General features: G+C 51.5%; 25 protein-coding genes and 4 tRNA genes. 2 read left to right on the top strand and 27 right to left on the bottom strand.

Annotated elements, in window-relative coordinates; all coding sequences use genetic code 11:
• Nucleotides 1-47 precede the first annotated feature (47 nt).
• The 6 genes from HVX72_RS05280 to HVX72_RS05255 form a co-directional block, all read right to left on the bottom strand.
• The gene (locus HVX72_RS05280) at nucleotides 48-2,108 is read right to left on the bottom strand and encodes a ClpP-like prohead protease/major capsid protein fusion protein (RefSeq protein ID WP_181823242.1); all 2,061 of its coding nucleotides are present in this window, start codon (nucleotides 2,106-2,108) and stop codon (nucleotides 48-50) included.
• A complete protein-coding gene (locus HVX72_RS05275; RefSeq protein ID WP_181822696.1) occupies nucleotides 2,098-3,618 on the bottom strand; it encodes a phage portal protein in 1,521 nt (506 codons plus the stop codon). Before HVX72_RS05275 ends, HVX72_RS05280 begins: the two co-directional genes overlap by 11 nt.
• An 8-nt stretch (nucleotides 3,619-3,626) precedes the next feature.
• Nucleotides 3,627-3,842 (bottom strand): hypothetical protein, encoded by a 216-nt coding sequence (locus HVX72_RS05270; protein ID WP_181822695.1) that lies wholly within the window; start codon nucleotides 3,840-3,842, stop codon nucleotides 3,627-3,629.
• The gene (locus HVX72_RS05265) at nucleotides 3,839-5,956 is read right to left on the bottom strand and encodes a phage terminase large subunit family protein (protein WP_181822694.1); all 2,118 of its coding nucleotides are present in this window, start codon (nucleotides 5,954-5,956) and stop codon (nucleotides 3,839-3,841) included. Before HVX72_RS05265 ends, HVX72_RS05270 begins: the two co-directional genes overlap by 4 nt.
• A gap of 3 nt (nucleotides 5,957-5,959) precedes the next feature.
• Nucleotides 5,960-6,463 (bottom strand): DUF1441 family protein, encoded by a 504-nt coding sequence (locus HVX72_RS05260; protein WP_181823241.1) that lies wholly within the window; start codon nucleotides 6,461-6,463, stop codon nucleotides 5,960-5,962.
• A 175-nt stretch (nucleotides 6,464-6,638) separates the two neighbouring features.
• Nucleotides 6,639-6,854, bottom strand: coding sequence for a hypothetical protein (locus tag HVX72_RS05255; RefSeq protein ID WP_181822693.1), 216 nt, complete (start codon nucleotides 6,852-6,854; stop codon nucleotides 6,639-6,641).
• Nucleotides 6,855-6,858: 4 nt separating this feature from the next.
• On the opposite strand from HVX72_RS05255, the gene HVX72_RS05250 reads away from it, so the two are divergent.
• Nucleotides 6,859-7,290, top strand: a complete 432-nt coding sequence (locus HVX72_RS05250) for a hypothetical protein (protein WP_181822692.1) — start codon at nucleotides 6,859-6,861, stop codon at nucleotides 7,288-7,290.
• Between the two features lie 34 nt (nucleotides 7,291-7,324).
• A complete protein-coding gene (locus HVX72_RS05245) occupies nucleotides 7,325-7,822 on the top strand; it encodes a hypothetical protein (protein WP_181822691.1) in 498 nt (165 codons plus the stop codon).
• Between the two features lie 167 nt (nucleotides 7,823-7,989).
• On the opposite strand, the gene HVX72_RS05240 is transcribed toward HVX72_RS05245, so the two are convergent.
• The 21 genes from HVX72_RS05240 to HVX72_RS05150 form a co-directional block, all read right to left on the bottom strand.
• Entirely contained in the window at nucleotides 7,990-8,163 is a 174-nt protein-coding gene (locus HVX72_RS05240; protein WP_181822690.1) for an addiction module toxin, GnsA/GnsB family, read from the bottom strand.
• Between the two features lie 191 nt (nucleotides 8,164-8,354).
• Complete coding sequence (locus tag HVX72_RS05235) at nucleotides 8,355-8,585, bottom strand: hypothetical protein (protein ID WP_181822689.1); 231 nt, start codon at nucleotides 8,583-8,585, stop codon at nucleotides 8,355-8,357.
• A gap of 72 nt (nucleotides 8,586-8,657) precedes the next feature.
• Complete coding sequence (locus HVX72_RS05230; RefSeq protein WP_181823240.1) at nucleotides 8,658-8,846, bottom strand: cold-shock protein; 189 nt, start codon at nucleotides 8,844-8,846, stop codon at nucleotides 8,658-8,660.
• A gap of 10 nt (nucleotides 8,847-8,856) precedes the next feature.
• Entirely contained in the window at nucleotides 8,857-9,069 is a 213-nt protein-coding gene (locus HVX72_RS05225; protein WP_181822688.1) for a cold shock domain-containing protein, read from the bottom strand.
• Nucleotides 9,070-9,802: 733 nt separating this feature from the next.
• Nucleotides 9,803-9,997 carry a hypothetical protein gene (locus HVX72_RS22155; protein ID WP_249418877.1) on the bottom strand — a complete coding sequence of 65 codons (195 nt, stop codon included), beginning with the start codon at nucleotides 9,995-9,997 and terminating at the stop codon, nucleotides 9,803-9,805.
• A complete protein-coding gene (locus HVX72_RS05220; protein WP_181822687.1) occupies nucleotides 9,954-10,223 on the bottom strand; it encodes a hypothetical protein in 270 nt (89 codons plus the stop codon). The genes HVX72_RS22155 and HVX72_RS05220 overlap by 44 nt, the downstream gene beginning before the upstream one ends.
• Complete coding sequence (locus HVX72_RS05215; protein WP_181822686.1) at nucleotides 10,220-10,762, bottom strand: glycoside hydrolase family 108 protein; 543 nt, start codon at nucleotides 10,760-10,762, stop codon at nucleotides 10,220-10,222. Before HVX72_RS05215 ends, HVX72_RS05220 begins: the two co-directional genes overlap by 4 nt.
• Nucleotides 10,762-11,043 (bottom strand): phage holin family protein, encoded by a 282-nt coding sequence (locus HVX72_RS05210; protein WP_079780884.1) that lies wholly within the window; start codon nucleotides 11,041-11,043, stop codon nucleotides 10,762-10,764. Before HVX72_RS05210 ends, HVX72_RS05215 begins: the two co-directional genes overlap by 1 nt.
• Nucleotides 11,030-11,416 carry a phage holin family protein gene (locus HVX72_RS05205; protein WP_079780883.1) on the bottom strand — a complete coding sequence of 129 codons (387 nt, stop codon included), beginning with the start codon at nucleotides 11,414-11,416 and terminating at the stop codon, nucleotides 11,030-11,032. The genes HVX72_RS05210 and HVX72_RS05205 overlap by 14 nt, the downstream gene beginning before the upstream one ends.
• Before the next feature lie 89 nt (nucleotides 11,417-11,505).
• The gene (locus tag HVX72_RS22150; RefSeq protein WP_233459341.1) at nucleotides 11,506-11,694 is read right to left on the bottom strand and encodes a hypothetical protein; all 189 of its coding nucleotides are present in this window, start codon (nucleotides 11,692-11,694) and stop codon (nucleotides 11,506-11,508) included.
• Nucleotides 11,695-11,922: 228 nt separating this feature from the next.
• A tRNA-Gly gene (locus HVX72_RS05200) sits at nucleotides 11,923-11,994 on the bottom strand.
• Nucleotides 11,995-11,998: 4 nt separating this feature from the next.
• A tRNA-Arg gene (locus HVX72_RS05195) sits at nucleotides 11,999-12,072 on the bottom strand.
• Nucleotide 12,073: 1 nt separating this feature from the next.
• Nucleotides 12,074-12,149 (bottom strand) — tRNA-Thr (locus HVX72_RS05190).
• Between the two features lies 1 nt (nucleotide 12,150).
• Nucleotides 12,151-12,226 (bottom strand) — tRNA-Ile (locus HVX72_RS05185).
• Between the two features lie 40 nt (nucleotides 12,227-12,266).
• The gene (locus HVX72_RS05180) at nucleotides 12,267-13,325 is read right to left on the bottom strand and encodes a site-specific DNA-methyltransferase (RefSeq protein WP_181822685.1); all 1,059 of its coding nucleotides are present in this window, start codon (nucleotides 13,323-13,325) and stop codon (nucleotides 12,267-12,269) included.
• Between the two features lie 179 nt (nucleotides 13,326-13,504).
• Nucleotides 13,505-13,753, bottom strand: coding sequence for a hypothetical protein (locus tag HVX72_RS05175; RefSeq protein WP_181822684.1), 249 nt, complete (start codon nucleotides 13,751-13,753; stop codon nucleotides 13,505-13,507).
• Between the two features lie 169 nt (nucleotides 13,754-13,922).
• Nucleotides 13,923-14,618, bottom strand: a complete 696-nt coding sequence (locus tag HVX72_RS05170; protein ID WP_181822683.1) for a bacteriophage antitermination protein Q — start codon at nucleotides 14,616-14,618, stop codon at nucleotides 13,923-13,925.
• A 21-nt stretch (nucleotides 14,619-14,639) separates the two neighbouring features.
• Complete coding sequence (locus tag HVX72_RS05165) at nucleotides 14,640-15,686, bottom strand: DUF968 domain-containing protein (protein ID WP_181822682.1); 1,047 nt, start codon at nucleotides 15,684-15,686, stop codon at nucleotides 14,640-14,642.
• A complete protein-coding gene (locus HVX72_RS05160) occupies nucleotides 15,683-16,561 on the bottom strand; it encodes a phage N-6-adenine-methyltransferase (RefSeq protein WP_181822681.1) in 879 nt (292 codons plus the stop codon). The genes HVX72_RS05165 and HVX72_RS05160 overlap by 4 nt, the downstream gene beginning before the upstream one ends.
• Nucleotides 16,558-17,430, bottom strand: a complete 873-nt coding sequence (locus HVX72_RS05155; RefSeq protein ID WP_181822680.1) for a conserved phage C-terminal domain-containing protein — start codon at nucleotides 17,428-17,430, stop codon at nucleotides 16,558-16,560. Before HVX72_RS05155 ends, HVX72_RS05160 begins: the two co-directional genes overlap by 4 nt.
• On the bottom strand, nucleotides 17,427-17,543 hold the full coding sequence (locus HVX72_RS05150) for a DUF4222 domain-containing protein (protein WP_346010440.1): 117 nt from the start codon (nucleotides 17,541-17,543) through the stop codon (nucleotides 17,427-17,429). The genes HVX72_RS05155 and HVX72_RS05150 overlap by 4 nt, the downstream gene beginning before the upstream one ends.
• Nucleotides 17,544-17,558 lie beyond the last annotated feature (15 nt).

The following is a 17,558-nucleotide window of genomic DNA, read 5'->3' as shown; positions in this document are numbered from 1 at the left end:
CGGCCCGCGCCGCCTTCAGGGATAAAAAAACCGCCAGGCGGCGGTCGTTATTTTTTGGTGACTTTAACCATGCCGCGCCAGTCAAGCGGTGCCACACCGGCATCGATACGCACCTTGAACGCGGCACCGTCAACAGTGAAGCCCTGTTGCTGCTCCAGATACGGCGTATCGATACCGTCCAGATACGCCACCTCAATGGTGTCGCGTCCCTGTGCAGCGGTCAGGTAATAATCCGTCGGACTGCTGTCATCCAGGCGAGCCTCAGAGGCCACCGTCACAAAGTTCTGGATCGGGTTAACGATACCGCTGTTCGCGTCCGCGCCCGGTACGCTTGCAGATTTGATCAACTGGTTAGCGCGGGACTCAATGGCCACTGGCGTCAGCATGTAGGCCGGGCGAATGTTCAGACTGCGGTCGCCTGATTTTTGCAGCAGCATCGCCTTACGTGCCGTATCCAGGCCTTCGATACTCAGATCGGCGGAGACAAGGTTTCTATGATCGGCGTGGAACAGCGGCTTGCCGTCGGACATTTTTGGGTTGCTGGTCAGAACTGCCCACACCAGATCACCCACTGTGGCACGAGCGGCAAGACCCATTGCCTGCGGGATACGGGTCAGCATATCCAGGTCATCGTTGATGATGGTCTGGCGGTCAATGCTGAAAAGTTCGCCGTAGGTCGCCAGCGCAATCGGCTCACCGCGGTCTTTAATAGTGACATATTTATATTCCGCCCCGGCGCGAACCTTGCGCAGCGATGCGAGTGATTCCAGGCCGACGCGGTGTGCTGTTTTGAAATCGGTCAGCGTACCTTTACGGGTCCACTGATCAAAGGTTTCGCTTGCCTCATCCCACCCCTGTAGCGCTGCTTTGTGCGCCACATCCATCAGGATATTGCCGAAATCGCTGCTACTGTGGGTGAAGGCCAGGCCGACCATCGCTTGTGCCGTGCCTGCACCGGAGATACCGATGCCGCGATCGACCAGCGACGCGCGCGCCAGCTCACGCAGGGTATAGCCGCTATAGGCATTATCTTTCTCTGCCTGGGCAAACCCCGCCCGGGTCATTACCGCAGCGCGAATGGAATCACCGACCAGATTGCCGTTACCGGCATAAAGATGAATAGCTCCCGGACCGGCGCTCGGGGTGGTTCCCGCCGCCAGTGCCTGCAACAGTTTGTCACGGGCCTTTTCGGCATTGCAGGAGAAATCGGCCAGGCACTCCGCCTTTAGCGTCGCAAAGGTCGGAAACGCCTCAAACACGGCAGAGACGGAATTCACGCGCTCCGCGTTCGCCGTCTGCATCTGCTGCTGCAACTGCTGGGCAAGCGCGGTAATATCGATGTTCGACATCTGAGGCGCAGGCTGTTGTGGTGCTGGCGGGTTAAGATTTGCCTGTACCGGAGCAGGCTGCTGCGGCTGATTCACAGGAGCTTCGGCGCGCGGCGCAAATAGGGAATTAATCTGTTCTGGCATATTCTGGTAATCCTTCAGTTTATTTTGATTCACACAGGCCGCGGCCTGCAGTTCAGGTTCAAGTTTGTCGGCGAAACCTTTTTCCACCGCCTCGGCACCGTTAAGCCAGGTCTCTGCTTTCAGCATCGCTTCCAGCTCCTCCTGCTCCAGTCCTGTTTTGTTCATGTAAGCGCTGAGCATCAGGGACTCATTACGATCAAGCCAGGCGGCGTAATCGCGCATATCGTCAGAATCGCCGGCGATGCCGCCCCACGGTTTGTGGACCATAATCCAGGCGTTTTCCGGCATGTGCACCGTTGCGCCGGGCAGGCAGACAATCATCGAGGCCATGCTTGCCGCCACGCCGTCCACCCAGATATCCACTTTCGCTTTCAGCCGCGACAGGGTGTTGTAAATGGCAAAACCCTGCATCACATCGCCGCCGGGGCTGTGGATATGCAAGTCCACCGCGCTGGCGTCAAACACCCCCGCCTCTTTACAGTCAGCGACAAACTGCTGGGCAGTGATGCCCCAGCCACCGATCACGTCATAAAGGAAGATTTCGACACGGCCTGCGGACAGCGCGCGGATTTCATACCAGCACTGACCGTTTGCCGCATCGACACCCGCCAGGCTGGCGCGCGGATTAATCATCATCGTCCGGTTCACGCCGGGCATCATTTGTTTTTGCCGTTGCATCTGGCATCGCTCCTTTGTCATTGGCGGCGTCGGAATCAAACACCAGCCCGTGTTTACGGTTAAATTCTGTTTCACGCAGTCGCTGGCGTTTAACCTCCTGCGGGTTTTTCCCACGTGCCCGCGCCCATTCCGCTTCTGTACCCGCACCGCCACGCACAATCGCTTTCCAGGCGTTAGCCTCTTTCCCCGGATCAATCCATGGCATAACCGGGCCGAGATAAAGTGCGTTATAGAGGGATTTTGGATCCACATCCGGCGGGACCTCAACGCCACTCAGCAACGCCATCGCCAGCCATGCACGATAAACAGGCCTGCTGTGCTGCCCGACAAACCACTGTTGCAGAACGTTGTAACCCTCGAAGCTTTCAACCAGTTCCTGACGTTGTGAGCTATATGTACCGTTGTAGTCACGGGCAATGCTGGAATAACTGCCGCGTGTACCTGCGGCCACGGCGCGCATCTGTCCGTTCCGGAATTCGTAGAGGTGAACATTCGGGCGGTTTGATTCCACCATGCCCAGGTCTTCACCGGGCCGGAGTTCGTCATAAATCATGCCCGGCGCAATATCGTAATGACGCTGACCACCGGGTGTTGAAAACTCACTATCATCGCCAAGGGACTGCGCATCACCACGCTTGATGTAGAAACCGAGCGCAGCGGCAATACGGGCGGCCACGCGTTCACTCTCTTCGTAATCCTTGATGTCTGAAAGACGGGTGATCACCCCGTGGATCAGGCTGATACCACGCAACTGGTGCAGGCGCTTTCGCTGTGCCAGGTGGAGCATGTTTTCCGCTGAGACGGTTTTCAACTCAGCGCTGAACCGCATCATGTTGGCCGGGTGGTACTTATAAACGCGGTAGCCTACGGGACGCCCCCAGTCGTTCACGATGATGCCCTGGCGAACCTGCTGGCCTGCGGTACTGTTCAGGTTGAACGGAACGAAATCCGCCTCCAGCATTTCCAGTGAAAATGGTACTGACGTTGCGTGTTGCAGACCCGACACATTCCCCCTTACCAGTTGCGTGAACACCTCCCCGTCACGCAGCGCAGAACGCAGCAACAGGCGCTCAGCTTCCGGCCGGGTAAACATGCCGGTTACTTCCGGGCGCACGGACCATTCCGCCCAGAGCGCCGAAAGCTGCCCGGCAAAATCGGAATGGAGATTGCCCTCCAGATCGAGGGGCTGGGGTTCAACATGGATCCCGTGGGCACCGATTACCCGATCTTCCATTTTGTCGAACAGGCCGATCACCAGGTCATGGTTTTCATCCAGCCACCGGGCCTGCTCCCGCAGGGACTTACCTGCAGCAAATACCGAGGTGTCCGCTGACTGGCTTTGTTTTTTCGCCTTATGCAGCCGTGACGGGTTTGCCGCTTCATAAGCATTTAGCCGCAGACGATCCCGCGCGCGCGCCGCTGCCCACCCGGGTGAAATTGCCCCCAGTGTTCTTTCAAAAATACCCATATGACGCCTTACAGAAAGTGTGCGAGTTTGTACGAACCACCGCGACTGTTGACCGCCCGCCAGCGACGCTCCCAGTATTCGAGCTCGTCGCGCAGCGCTTTCGGATCGTGGTTAGTGATGGCGCGACCGTTTACGCCGGTAAAGGAAATGCTCTTGCCGTCCAGGGAATCCTGGTAGGCCTGACGCACCATCAGCAGCGTTTTCCAGATGTCGTCTTTCGTCACAACCAGCCTCCCTTACCGGAAGACCCCAGCCAGCTGCCGGAGAGAGCTGTATCCTTTTCAGGTTCAGCCTTAACAGGTGACTGAACAGGTTTTGTTTTTTTCACGGTTATCTCCCTTGGGCGTTCCCCTTCATGAATATTTGGGTTGAGATCCTGCGGCTCAGCCCACGCCGGAGGTTTTTCCCAGTCACGGATTTTTTCGTAGCCGCGCAGAATCGCCACGGCGTGGGCATAGCAGAACAGGTCAAAGGCTTCGTTGGGTCCCTTGCCTGGCTTACGCCATTTGCCGTCCACGCCGCGCTCTTCGTAGGTCAGTTCTTCGTAGAACCACTCCCCCAGCCAGTCAGGAAAATGGATATAGCCCGCGCCGGGGGTCTCACGGTCCAGATTGTTGCTCAACTGATCCTTGAGCAGGTCGGTCTGCAGCAGATATACCGGTACCTCGCCGCGCGCGTCGGCGCGACGGTCGCTGCGTTCGGTATTATTCGGGTGGGTTTTGGTGATGATTTTCTGACGCTTTGTACTGTCGCCCTTAACCAGATAGACGCGTTTACCCAGGCCATCCCGGCGGCACTGGCGCCAGAATTTATAGGCGTTATCGGTCACACCTTCTTCACCGCCGCTGTCGACGGCCATGGCCAGTACCGGCATACGCCGCGTCGGGTCAGACTGAAGCGCATACGTTTTTTCCAGCACATCGGAGACCAGCAGTTGCCAGTCCTCCGGATAGGCGCCGGGATGGATCGGCTCCGCCTCGCCATGGGCATTGCAGCGCAGCGACTGACGGATGTTGTAGCGGTCAACCAGCCAGCGTTCTCCGTTCTCGCCATAACCGATAATCTGCACGACGAAACGGCGTTTTTTACCGCCCTGAACGTCAACTGCCGCCAGCAGGAAACGTACCTTAGGCGGTACCAGGCGTTTACCGTAATCCTCCGCACGCAGCATCAGCGCATCGGCACGTCGCTGTTCGCTGGCCGAGCGAGGCAGGTACGGCAGCCCCCAGTCGGTGTTGATCACCGCCTTTAGGGTTTCTTCGCTGCCGGTGGCCTCATACTCCTGCTCAGCAGTCAGCAGTTTGTATACCAGCTGCGCCCAGGTCTGATACGCAGCGGCGGGGCCTTCCATCCAGAACGACGCTATGCGAGAACGGCGTGGCTCACCAGAAATATTGCCATCACGGTCAATACTCTGACCTTCACGCAACCAGACTCCCACACCGTTAAGCTCGCGCTTTTTATCTGCTGTAATAATGCTGCTGCAATGTGGGCAAAGCAGATGAGCCGACTCGCTGGCTTTTACCGGATCCGGTTCATCACGGTAGCCGGTCATCGCCTCCATCGCTGGCTGAAAATATTCACCACAGTGCGGGCACGGCCAGTACCACCGACGGCGATCGCCACGGTTGTACAGAGAAAGCGCGCCAGTCGTTGGTGGCGCTTCATGGGGAGACTTGCGGCGCCATTTGCTGTCGCGAATGTCCCGCCCCGGTGAACACTCCACGAGGGTCATCCCGGCGGACATAAAAGTCGTTGTGCGTTTGGAGGCCAGGGTAAAACCGTCACCCTCGCCGTCGATGTCCTCAGGGAAACGGTCATAATCCGTGAGCGCCACACATTTGAAATCTGACGAGGACATAATGTTGATGGATGGCCAGCCGATTTTGAGATAATTGCCCGCCAGAAAAGTACGATCATGCACATTGTTGTCGTTTCGCAACAGGCTCAGGCGCTTCGCCACCTCAGGGCTCACTCGGAAGGTCCGCGCCAGTCGCTTTTTTGAGTGCTCGCGGGCTTTCTCTTCGGTCATCTGAACGACGAGCATATCGGAAGGGTCGCAGACAATGTTGTATACAACCCAACCATCCACCAGACCGATCGTTTTCCCTGTTCGTGCCGGACCAACAAACACCACCGCATCGTATTCACGCATCGCGAGGCAGTTCATCGGTTCAATCACATACGGGGCGACGGCAGGGTCCCACGGTACTGAGTTACCGGCCCCCATGGGTACGCGCATAAATTTCTGAACCGCCTCAGCCACAGGCATACGGCGCGGGGCTTTGAGAATGACGGAAGCGTTACGCCTGACTTCCGCTGCCGTGGCCTGTCGCATGACTTACTCCTCTTCTGGCATATCCTCCTGTTCCGGTGAGTCGGCCTGCTCAACTTTGAGGGCTATCTGATCGCGCAGATCGTCAATAACCTGCTGCACCCTGACAACCGCTGCTGGGGTCATGGCGCAATCGCGCTCAAGAATATCGGGTAACGTTTCCAGCACCTGAACCATCGCTTTCGCCATGGAGGAAAACTCCCTGGTGACTTCGGATGCCGGGATCAGCTCCCCTGTTTCCTGCTGGAACTTGAGCCTTTCGCGCTCTGACTGAAACCAGGCTTTACGATCCGGGGGAAGCATTTTGTCGACGTCCACCAGCTCGGACGATGTGGTGCTTGTCAGCAGCTCACGCAAAATATCTGTGATTGCATAAAGCTTAAGTTTCGGATTGCTGCCGGGGGCGGGTTGCACATTTGCCAGCTTGCTTGCGACCGTCTGACGGTGCAGATCGGTGATTGCGGCCAGCTGAGTGATATTCAGCCGGAGATTTTTCAGTTCGTTATCCATGATGGTGAACAAAAAATAGTCATTTCGACATCCTGTAAACGATCAGGACTGAAATATCAATAGGTTAAACGGATGATGATGAAACCCATAAAATGCAAAAAACTAGCCGTTTTCCGCGTGTACCCGGCCCCTCGGTGTTCAGAATCGTCAGGAGGACCCACAGAACTATCACTGATTAGCGCTTTGACGCCAGAATGTATGCACCTTTGCTGATAGCAGAGGCGAGAGCTTCAGCCAGCAGATCTGAGGGAATCCCCGGTAATCTGGCGGCCCAAAAAGCTCTCGTCCTTACCCAATCCATTTCTCCTGTCAGTTGTGCTGTAATAGCCCCATGCAGTTCTTTAATAAGAACAGCCTTAACCTCTTCTTTTTGATACAGGGAGTTATCCATAAATATGTCCAATATTGATAAGTTCGACGAAATTGCAGGTCAGGTATTTGCGGATTTGTACAATTCCTTTCCTCTCACCAAACCGTTAGGGTTGGCAGATTACACAGAAGGAGACTCAGCACTTGATCCCGATGGCTTTACCGGTGCTGAGTTAACCGAAGACGCTGAATTTGTTAAAGCAACAATTAGCTGGCTTATTAATGCAGATTTTATTACCTCCAGCGGATTTCACGGTGAATACTTTACTGATGTAATTCTTACCCCTAAAGGGCTTGAATGTCTGAAACTCATGCCTGATAGCCTAACATCAAATGCTGGTAGCCAATTAACACAGGCGGTCAAAGCCGGAAGTAGAGAAACCATAAAAATGATAACTAACCATGTGCTGGCTCTTGGCGTAAAAATCATGGCAAGTAAATATGGTTTAACCGAATAAATATACTGAACCACACAGCAAGTGAGCGACAGCCATGAGAAGAAGTCTAGCTATAAAACAATTCAATGTAATTTTCCCAGTCATCTGCACATTACTGGGTGTCAGTATCACCGCATTACTGGGTCTGTATGGAAACTATTTACAAACACACAATGCTTCAAAAACAGCATGTATCATTCGTCTGGATAAGCAGGAATCTCTGTTGAGGGAGAAATATAATCAGTTCATGGTATCGGTGACTTCTTTTAGCTTTTCACCTACGTTAACAGCCCCTATTACACGAAGCGATATGAGAAAAGATATATTGCCAGTTATTAAAAGCGCCACAGAAGTGATGACTTATGCGCCACCTGAACTGGCGACAGTTGCAACTAACACACTCAAGGCTTTTTACCTGGCGGACAGAGCGGGTGATAACCCGGACTTGCAGAAGGCAGCGATTAAGCAGGCTGAGCAATCCTTTCAGGGGGCATATGGTGCTTATAGAAAAGCCCTTAATACAATCGACACTCAAAGGAAAAACTGTGAATGACTTTTCCTCCGCTCATACCCTGACAATAGCGCTTAAAATGCCTTACTGTATATAAAATTGAGGCTTCAAAAAAGAATAAAACAAGATAAAAAGACCAGCTATGCGTGAGCTGGTCTCTACGTATGGCTGTTTAAATGAAGTGCGCAGTCAGCAACTTCTCAGCAGACCTAGATCAAAGTAATCTTAATATCATAGCTCTCCAGCCCGGTCATTTTTTCACGAGCAGTAAACTTGATGTCCGAAACTTCCTTCCCTGTCTTTTTTTTGAGCTCGACAATTTTCTTAGTAATAAACTCAGAAATTTCTGTCTCCGTTTTTTGTTGTAACTCTGCGACGTTCATTTTGCTCCTCTCATACTCTGTTACGACATCAACAAACCATTATAACAATGTGTTCACAGCTTTATACTTGCCTTGTCTACCTATAAAGATAGGTTGAACACATCAAATGATCAATAGCTTGGTTATTATTTACCTTGAAAATACAGCCGGAAAACCACACTCAATACAGTTAGCACAGATACTTGAAACTTTCATTTCAGTAATTTGGATGCGACCTCAAGGATTTCTTCTGAACTTACATTACGATCAGAAGCAACATAAACTATTTTGTGATCACCTGTCAGTGATGGGAAGCCGGCAGACATAACGGATAGATGTGCCTTTTCACCGCTAGGATATTCACGTGTTATAGTTGTAATACCCTTCATTACTGATAGCACAACTGCCGGTTCGGAATTAAAAAACACTAACACTTTTTTCATAGTGGTCTCGTAAATATCCTATTATGAAGCCATATCACAATGTAAAAAGGCCCCAAAAAGGGGCCTAGTTTTTTACTTTCTGAAAGCAAGTGGAGCCTGACCAGAACAAATATAACGTGCAATATTATCAAATGTAATCATTGTAGATTTACAGAAAATACATTTCGCACCAAAAGGATTGCTGACGGTAACATCAAAAGATGATGTACGGTACTGAGACCCATGGCAGCAAGGACATCTAAAGTGAATATTATTAATAATAACAGTGACCTTAAAGCGCTACGACATTAACTGCCGACGGTCCTTTTGGACCCTGCTCAACACCGAACTCAACTGCCTGATTCTCATTCAGCGTTTTAAAATCATTACTCTGGATAGCCGAAAAATGTACGAATACATCCTTACTGCCATCTTTTGGGGTGATAAACCCAAAACCTTTTTCAGGATTAAACCATTTAACTAAACCAGTCATTTTATTAGACATAACTATTACCTTTTTGAGTAAGCCCTTGGGCAGAATGGTCTGAAAAAATTATCAGAGAGAAAAACCAACAAGGAAATCTCAATAGGAACAAATAATAAAAAATATTACAGTAACTGCTTCAGATAAATTCATAACAAACCACACCCCCATTAACGCATGATTGACCCGACATAGCAACATTTAGTTTGTAAGCTCGCATCTTGCTGTTTTTAATTGCAAAATTTCAAACAACCATAATATAAATTTATGTCACGCTGGCCAAAACCTTTACTTCCCGCCCTTAGTTTTCAAAGATTTCAGTTCATGAAAGAGTTGCATGTACAGTATTTTCTTTCTGTTAAATTGGTAAACACGCTCCTTTAGACATCCCCACACTATAGTTCCTCTGTCTTATAACAAAGGCCTATTGTCTTATGAGTGTTATCTTCAAGGCGTGCGAGATATGTATAAAATAAAGGCCGCAAGAATATGCGGCCTTTGATTACTGTCAGTTAACAGATGAAACACAACTCTCAGGAGCCACCCGGAAGAGCTATACCTGACCGGATAACTTGCAACCTCTGCCAGACTGGTGCTGGTTGGCAAAGGTACAATGAGAGTAGTTTGTTTTATTTTAATAACACGAATAAAAAGGTGTTATTAGCATTTATCCTGTTAGTGACAAGAATAAATCGCTGTTTCACTGAAATATCAGCGATACATTCTGCCACCGGGAATACTTACTAAGTTTTCGTCATAATGATCCGACTTGGGGGTTCTGGCAGTTCGCCTGCCACGCTTTGTTATGCGCCAGGATATCTTTCTTCGTCTGGCGGTCCAGTACATCCCAGTCGTGATCCGTTCCGTAGATGGGTTTAACCCAGTCGCAAGCCGTATCAACCACTTCAACCCTTGCGGGTCCAGTTTGCGCGCAGCTCGCAATCAACATCGTCATCAGGCATATGGTTAACAGTCTGCTGTACATTGCTGGCCTCTTTAGTGACTTCCGCTTTACGTTCTGCCGCCGCAACGGTGGCCGCCGCGTTTTCTTCGGTGCGCTGCTTATCTGCTTTCGCTTCAGCTTTGCTGGCGCCGCGTAGGTGGCCCAGGCCAAAAGCTCCAGCAATAGCAGCAAATACTGCCACAACGAGTCCGGTGATCATCTCAAGCGTCATATAACCACCCGTTCCTTTACCCAGCCATAAACAAATGTCTCGTTCGCGCTGCGCTGTTCTGCCAGTTCGAGATAACGCTGACCCTGGCTGCAATTCAGAGCACGGAGCATAACCAGCTCTCCCTCTTTTCCTCGCCGGGCAAGATAGCTTTTTAACGCGCTGATAGTTCGTGGACCGATAAAACCATCAGCAATCAGCTCGGGATAGAGCGTCCCCTGAATGTTGAATACGTTCAGCCATCGCTGAAACCATTTGGTCTGAACCGATGGGCCCATGTTAACGCCGGTGTCGCACAATTCGGCGGCGATGGCTGGTGATACCTCAGAAACAAGGTCGAAGCGTGGCCCTGTCCAGTAGTCAGCCGTCAGGATATCCAGCGCCTGCTGGCGGGTAAGGTTACGCATATCACCGTTATAACCGTGGGCGCGAGCTACCGCTTGAGTGATTCCCCAGTTTGTTGGGCCGCCTTTGTCGTCGGGGTGATTAACGTACCCGCCCTCTTTGCCGAGGATGGCATTAAATATTTCGTCTTTGGTCATTATTGCCTCAGGTGATCAACCAGACGTGCAACGTTGCCTCTGACGGCCACCAGCACGGAAAGAAAAATGATGTTGGCCCCGATCGTAGGCCATGATGAATGTGGATAAATACCGCACAAGTAGGCAAGCGGTACAGCGCTGTACAAGACGGTAATCAGCCATGCCAGACGTGAAATCCACGGGCGGTGCCGGGAATTGCCGCGACGGTAAAACATTAACGTTATTACCACCCCCGCGCATAACAGAGCGTTAAGGGTTGCAGTCGGGTCATTTAGTACCACCGGAACCTCCCCGGCGCGTTATCAGCGCCACCAGCGATCCAACATCCTGGTTACTCAGGAACGTCAGGAATTTGACGGCCAATGCAGAAACGATTACGGCACCAATGGCATCCAGCGGTTTATCGGTGTAACCAGTCCAGGCCGCCAGCTTTGATCCCACCAGACCGGAACAAAGGATCCCCGCGATGTATGACACCAGAAAATATGCCAACCGGCGCGCTGCGCTCAGGTCCGCAGCAGTTGCAATGTAGAACACCGCCCCTGCAAATGCGCCAAATACAACACCGTAATCGGTTCCGGTCAGCAGTCCATAGATACTGGCCCCCGTCAGTGCACCACCAGCCAGCCCAGTGCCGGAAATCGGATCGGACATTTAGCCCCCTCTTATTGCTGTGAGTCCTCTCAGAATTGAGGGGAAATAAAAAAGGCCACCCGGAGGCAGCCTGATCAAAAATAAGTTTTTTAACCTGGTGGTTCTAACGGACCAGCCAGGATACTGACTTCACTGTTGTGACAAATTGCATCATCCCGGGTTAAGTGCCATACGCCAGGTACAATTTCGCCGGTTGATATATCTTCGAACTCTTCACTCTTGAAATAAGCCACCTGGACAGAGTCAACGTGCTTAATCCAGTAGAACCCTTCCTGCATAGGTCACCTCATCACTGATAGAGTAGACAGTATAGCGGTACGGCAACACCATAGCAGACTGAATAATAGATGTGTTTAAACAAACAGGCATTAATATGAGGCACTCCATCCAACAAACCACCCACGGTTGTACGGATATTAACGGAGTGCTTTTGGATGAGCGCTGAACCCAAAGGTCAGTATTTTTACACAGCAATTTTGCAAAAAGCAGCGCCCATTCAAAACTTGAGCGGTCAGCGGTAATCGAACCCGCATCATCAGCTTGGAAGGCTGAGGTAATAGCCATTATACAATGACCGCATAGTGCGCCATACTGGATTCAAACCAGTGACCGATTGCTTAGAAGGCAATTGCTCTATCCAACTGAGCTAACAGCGCATGGTGCCGACTACCGGAATCGAACTGGTGACCTGATGATTACAAGTCAGTTGCTCTACCTGCTGAGCTAAGTCGGCATGGTGGCCCCTGCCGGGCTTGAACCGGCGACCTGGCGGTTATGAGCTGCTCGCTCTGACCACTGAGCTCAAGGGCCGGAAGCAAAATATTATCCAGAACGGATAAATCCTGCAATATCAACGAATCAGTTCAGATATCCCCCGAATATCCTTCACGGTCTGCGCAAAACGCTCCGGCTCCAGTTCAACGCCAATAGCACGACGTCTAAGCGTCATAGCAGCTTTTATGGTTGAGCCTGAACCCATGAAAAAATCTGCCACCAGATCGCCTGGCCTACTGCTGGCATTGATAATCTGCCGCAACATGTCTGCCGGTTTTTCACAGGGATGCTTTCCAGGGTAAAACTGAGCGGGTTTATGCGTCCAGACATCGGTATAGGGGACCAGCGCTGTTACACTGAAATATCGCCGAAGGCTTTTATACTCGCCAAGCAGTTCTGCGTATTTCCTGCTCAGCACAGAATATTCCTCCACCAGCTGGTGGTGTGGATACTCCCGTTTTCCGGTGCACTTTTTTTCCTTTGCGACACGTAAAAACAATGCCTGTAACTTCTGGTAATCCTCTTCGTTCGGCAGTTGCCACTGACTGGCACTGAACCAGTGAGACGCCATGTTTTTCTTTCCCGTGGCATCGGCAATCTGTTTTGCCGTTATCCCCAGGGCTGCACGCGCATCGCGGAAATATGAAATCAGCGGCGTCAGCACATGCTGTTTCAGTTCCCTGCCCTTCACCTCATAGCCGACGTCTTTTGGACGATATGGACCCTGATAGTGTTCAGCGAACAGAATGCGCTCTGTTGCAGGGAAATACGCCCGCAGGCTTTCCTTATGGCAGCCATTCCAGCGACCGGACGGCTTCGCCCAGATGATGTGGTTGAGAATATTGAAACGGTTACGCATCAACAGTTCAATGTCTGCCGCCAGCCGATGACCGCAAAACAGGTAGATGCTGCCGTTCGGTTTCAAAACCCGCCAGAACTCCGACAGACACTTATCAAGCCACGCCAAGTAATCGGCATCCCGACGCCACTGGTTATCCCAATTTTCAGGTTTAACTCTGAAATACGGCGGATCGGTACAGATTAGGTCTATCGAATTATCGGGGATTTGGGAAAGAACGTGCAGACAATCAGCGTTGAACAACTCAACACTGTTTATTTTTACAGTATTTTTCATAGATCAGTAAGCAGGACTCTGATAGGCTCACTATGCTTTAGCGCTAAAGCGGTGGGCTTCGGTTCGCTTGTGACCTCAAACATGAGCGAATGGCTGGTGGAGTGCTCCAACACCCACCAGCCGCCCATTCTTCACAGCAGATAAGTCATATTTTTATGACTCGACAATTAAATTTAGTATCAATCACGCCAGTCTCTCGTGACGCTAAATACCTTTTCTGACATCTCCCCATATTTATACTCAAAACTACATACAAACGGATCGGGGTTAGTACCAAACCAAATAAACGCCCTACCTTTATGCGGAAAATAATCAGTGCTGAACTCAACACTGACAGACGCAATTTGGGCTTCATGCCCATAACGATTAATGATTTCTTTCTCAACCTCATCCCTGACTTCGTAGGGTATATGACTACCTTTTGCCACGTTTAAATCCTCAAATAATGAATGAAGCTTAAATCATACAAAATTTGAGACATAAAAAACCCGCTCATTGGCGGGTTTTAAAATTTTGGCAACGTATCAAATATGCTTCAAATATGTCTTATTTCGTTGCATTTTGCAAGCGCGTTAGACGTAGATAGTGAAACTTAGGTCACATTTCCAACGCATTAGCCACATCCATCGCTTCGCGCCTGATGAGGATCGTTTGCAACGCCTGAGCGTCAAGTTCAACGAATGCTGCTTTAAATCTCGCCCAATGCGAGGCATACACCCGTAACCAGGTTGAACGATTAACAGAGATCATGCGTGCTAACGCCGCGCCGGCGTACTCTTTATAGGTATCATTGCTTCTGGCCGCTGCTACCTCCTGCGCTGCCAGCCAGACAAGTGAGACCAGTTTTTTTACTACCCGTGACTGCAGCTTCTTCTCTATCCGGCAATTCTGAAAACCATTCCAGACGTGCTGGCACATCAGGGTCTGATACCTGAAGTTCAGATCGAAACCATAGCAGTAACGGATCCATGCCTGCTGGTAGTCATCAAGTGAATTGATTACCCGGCGCCACGGTGCGTAACTAAATTCCAGATCCTGCATTGGCGGTAAAGGTCGCCGCCGGCTTCTCGTTTCCAGCACATAAAAAGGCGTAGTTAGTGCCCTTACAAGCGAGCGTCCGCAACCTCCCCCGCCCTCCAGTTCGATAAGGGGCTGTCCGCAGCGGGGAGTTTTATTTTTGTCTGCTGGTGGATGTTCACTAAACGCCTGCAACTGCCCCTTTGTCCCTTCAGATAAATTAGCCAGGGCGCGCCTTACTTCTATACGGGTATATTCAATGGCCTGTAAATTCATTCAGATTAGCGCTCCATACACTTACGCTTTAACAATTACGCCGATCGCCAGCGCCCGGTCCAGGAATCGAAACAGCAGCTCCAGTTGGGTGCCATTTTTCTGCTCAAACGCCGCCACATCAGCATGCAATTTGTCGTGGCACTCTCTGCACAGAGGGATCACGAACAGGTCGTGGGCTTTGGTAGCAGTGCCCCCCATCCCATTACCGATAATATGATGTGGATCATCTGCCGGACGGCGACAACACTCGCAGGGCTGGCTTTTTACCCAGCGCGTATACTTTTCATTCTCCCAGCGGCGGCGCTTAGGCCGTAACATGAACGACTCAGGGCTATCCGGATCCGCTTGTAGCGCCATAACAGGCTTTTGCTCTACCGGCTCCGGGGCTTCTGTCCGTTTAAACCGTCTTGCTCTCTGCTGAAGTTGAACCGCCGATGGGACAGGGTCGCCCGGGATGATATCGGCCTCTTTGTAAACCGACAGAAATGGTTCAACAGGGAGACGCAGCGCCTGATGCGCCATTCCCTCCGTTATTGAATCCCCAATCCCGGAGTAAATAGCCCACCAGCACAATTCCCCAAGGGACAGCTCGCGCTCTTTGTTGTATCCGAGCCCCAGTAATACTCTATCGATCACCCATTCCGTGGCGTTATTCAGCGCCAGTGCCCCAAGAGTTTCCGTCGCTTGGTCTTTCAGTGTGTGGTCACAGTGCCAACAAACAGCTATCGCCGACGATGCGTAGCGCATTGTGACCACCTCGTTATGGTGATAATCACCGTGGGGGTACTGACACTTTTTGAAGCGCCTCAGCAACCACTCTTCCAGGGCATTGATTCCCCCAGCGGCCTGAATAACTCGCGCATCAGAGAAAAAAGACTGGAGGCTTTTGTTTTCGGCTAGCGGTTGGCGCGCGTCCGGGACTCGCCCAGTAGGCATGCCTGCCATATGCTCAGGCTGACGTTCCACCAGCACACGGCCACCTGTAAATAGGGAAAATAGTTCGCTGCCAGGCTTGAGGAGCACCACGCCGAGACGTGGCACAACTTCAGGGGTAAGCAGCGCTCTCACGCAACCTCCCGTTTCATACTGCCAATCTGTTCACTGGCAACAGTGATTATTTCGCTGGTGGACATGCGCTCAAGCCAGAGCTGATTGATATTTGCTTTTAGCTTGTTCTGCTGGATCTCACTCAGCGCGTCAGCGCCTTCAACCTGGTTAAACACCAGGCCAACCTCAAGAGGCCAGATTCGCGATTCCACTTCTGGCAGATATACAGCAGCAGAAGTAACCTCTTCCGCCGGAGCTGGCGGCGCCACTTTTGTCGCGGCAAATTGAGCCAGGGACATAAACGCCCGCCCTTTCGCTTCCAGTTCCATACGACTGATATAGCTGAACCGCTCGCCACGCCATGACTTATCGAAGACGGCGATAGCACCAGCGAAGAAAGCACTAGTGGGCTTCTGCTTATCGTCGGCAGGGACAAACCACACTGGCAGATCGAACCCAATGCGCCCGCGAATGAATACAATGTGATCGGCATCCTCCGGCCACCACGTTTCACTCGGCGCGGCTTTTATCAGGAATACATAGCGACCGCCCTTCTCGCGCTGGGCTGCTGCGTATTTCATGATGTGCGTCATGCCTGTGATCGCCTGCTTCTCGTGGTACTGCGAACGGCTATACGGTGGGTTGCCATAACCAGCACCACCCAGTTCTGCCAAACGTTCAGACCAGTCCTGTGTCAGCGCGTTATCTTCTGCGGTGTACCATACCGGGCACTTCGCATTGTCATCATCAGCAAACAGGTCGAGAACCAGCGGGCCAAACATCGCATTGATGCCCCAGAACAGCAGATCCGGAGTGCGCCACTGATCGCCAACTTCTCTTAACTCATGGGCTGGCTTGCTACGCAGTTCAGCCAGCGCCTGGCAGTATCTATTCATGAGCGAAATCCCGAGTTTTCTGGTAGTGAATAATCAACATCTTTGAAGATTGCCCGCGAAGCAGGACTGAGGTTGTTAGCCCACTCGCCATTTTTGCGCTCAGGGCGACCGGCTTTGTGCCATTTGTTCGCGGCCTGCAGGTAACCAGGGAATTTCGTTGGTAGAAACAGCGTCGTAGGTCGAAGGTACTCGGACATTTTAAAATCCTGCCCCCATTTCTCGGTCATGTACTCCACAACCAGAGTGAGTTCCTCGGTGGTAAACCCTTCCCCCAGCCGGGCGCGAATATTCTCCAGCGACGTTTTCCCCACCTGATAACGGGATCCTGTTTTTTGGTTCAGAAAAGTCAAAACCTGTTTAGCCTGATCGGTGATCATCACTGCAGGGTCGGGTTGCGGCGCAACCGGACAAGAAGGTTTTTTATCTGATGGATCGGTAGTTGATTTTACTGACGGATCCCCGCCAGATTCTGACGGGTGAAAACCCCCATTTTTACCGGATTTTGACGCCTCAAATTTTGACGGGTCAGATTTTGATGCGTCAGATTTTGACGGGTCAGAATCTGACAGGTGGGCGAATGCCGCCGCCTGAAGCTTTGCCACATTTAGTCGGTAAACATTGGATGCATTACGGTTGCCCTGGCGGCGAGCGGTACGGGTCAACCAACCTTCAGCTTCCAGCTTTGCAATAGCCGTTCTGACAGTGCTGGGCCCCGCCCCAATCTGACGAGCGATAGTCTCAATGGAAGGCCAGGAAACGCCTTCGTCGTTACTGAAGTCTGCCAAGCGTGCCATTATTGCGACACTGGAAATCTTCATGCCAGCCGCCGCACAGCCATCCCAGACGTATGCAGATAATTTAACGCTCACTTATCTACCCTCACGAATCTGGAACGAAACACGACCAACGGTGCCACGCACTCCCAGTCATAGCCGGGGCGGCGGTAGATAACACGTTGACCAGTTGCGTCATAACCGATCACATTTACGACAATGCC

It is taken from the genome of Citrobacter sp. RHB21-C05, from assembly GCF_013889015.1.
Taxonomy (GTDB): Bacteria; Pseudomonadota; Gammaproteobacteria; order Enterobacterales; family Enterobacteriaceae; genus Citrobacter_A; species Citrobacter_A sedlakii.
Note: the sequence above shows the minus strand (reverse complement) of the source record. Positions and strands in the feature narration are given on the sequence as shown.

Coding starts and splice junctions, on each gene's coding strand:
- HVX72_RS05280 (WP_181823242.1), bottom strand. CDS start 2,108: ATGATGATTAATCCGCGCGCCAGCCTGGCGGGTGTCGATGCGGCAAAC.
- HVX72_RS05275 (WP_181822696.1), bottom strand. CDS start 3,618: ATGGGTATTTTTGAAAGAACACTGGGGGCAATTTCACCCGGGTGGGCA.
- HVX72_RS05265 (WP_181822694.1), bottom strand. CDS start 5,956: ATGCGACAGGCCACGGCAGCGGAAGTCAGGCGTAACGCTTCCGTCATT.
- HVX72_RS05260 (WP_181823241.1), bottom strand. CDS start 6,463: ATGGATAACGAACTGAAAAATCTCCGGCTGAATATCACTCAGCTGGCC.
- HVX72_RS05255 (WP_181822693.1), bottom strand. CDS start 6,854: ATGGATAACTCCCTGTATCAAAAAGAAGAGGTTAAGGCTGTTCTTATT.
- HVX72_RS05250 (WP_181822692.1), top strand. CDS start 6,859: ATGTCCAATATTGATAAGTTCGACGAAATTGCAGGTCAGGTATTTGCG.
- HVX72_RS05245 (WP_181822691.1), top strand. CDS start 7,325: ATGAGAAGAAGTCTAGCTATAAAACAATTCAATGTAATTTTCCCAGTC.
- HVX72_RS05240 (WP_181822690.1), bottom strand. CDS start 8,163: ATGAACGTCGCAGAGTTACAACAAAAAACGGAGACAGAAATTTCTGAG.
- HVX72_RS05235 (WP_181822689.1), bottom strand. CDS start 8,585: ATGAAAAAAGTGTTAGTGTTTTTTAATTCCGAACCGGCAGTTGTGCTA.
- HVX72_RS05225 (WP_181822688.1), bottom strand. CDS start 9,069: ATGTCTAATAAAATGACTGGTTTAGTTAAATGGTTTAATCCTGAAAAA.
- HVX72_RS22155 (WP_249418877.1), bottom strand. CDS start 9,997: ATGTTGATTGCGAGCTGCGCGCAAACTGGACCCGCAAGGGTTGAAGTG.
- HVX72_RS05220 (WP_181822687.1), bottom strand. CDS start 10,223: ATGACGCTTGAGATGATCACCGGACTCGTTGTGGCAGTATTTGCTGCT.
- HVX72_RS05215 (WP_181822686.1), bottom strand. CDS start 10,762: ATGACCAAAGACGAAATATTTAATGCCATCCTCGGCAAAGAGGGCGGG.
- HVX72_RS05205 (WP_079780883.1), bottom strand. CDS start 11,416: ATGTCCGATCCGATTTCCGGCACTGGGCTGGCTGGTGGTGCACTGACG.
- HVX72_RS22150 (WP_233459341.1), bottom strand. CDS start 11,694: ATGCAGGAAGGGTTCTACTGGATTAAGCACGTTGACTCTGTCCAGGTG.
- HVX72_RS05180 (WP_181822685.1), bottom strand. CDS start 13,325: ATGAAAAATACTGTAAAAATAAACAGTGTTGAGTTGTTCAACGCTGAT.
- HVX72_RS05170 (WP_181822683.1), bottom strand. CDS start 14,618: ATGAATTTACAGGCCATTGAATATACCCGTATAGAAGTAAGGCGCGCC.
- HVX72_RS05160 (WP_181822681.1), bottom strand. CDS start 16,561: ATGAATAGATACTGCCAGGCGCTGGCTGAACTGCGTAGCAAGCCAGCC.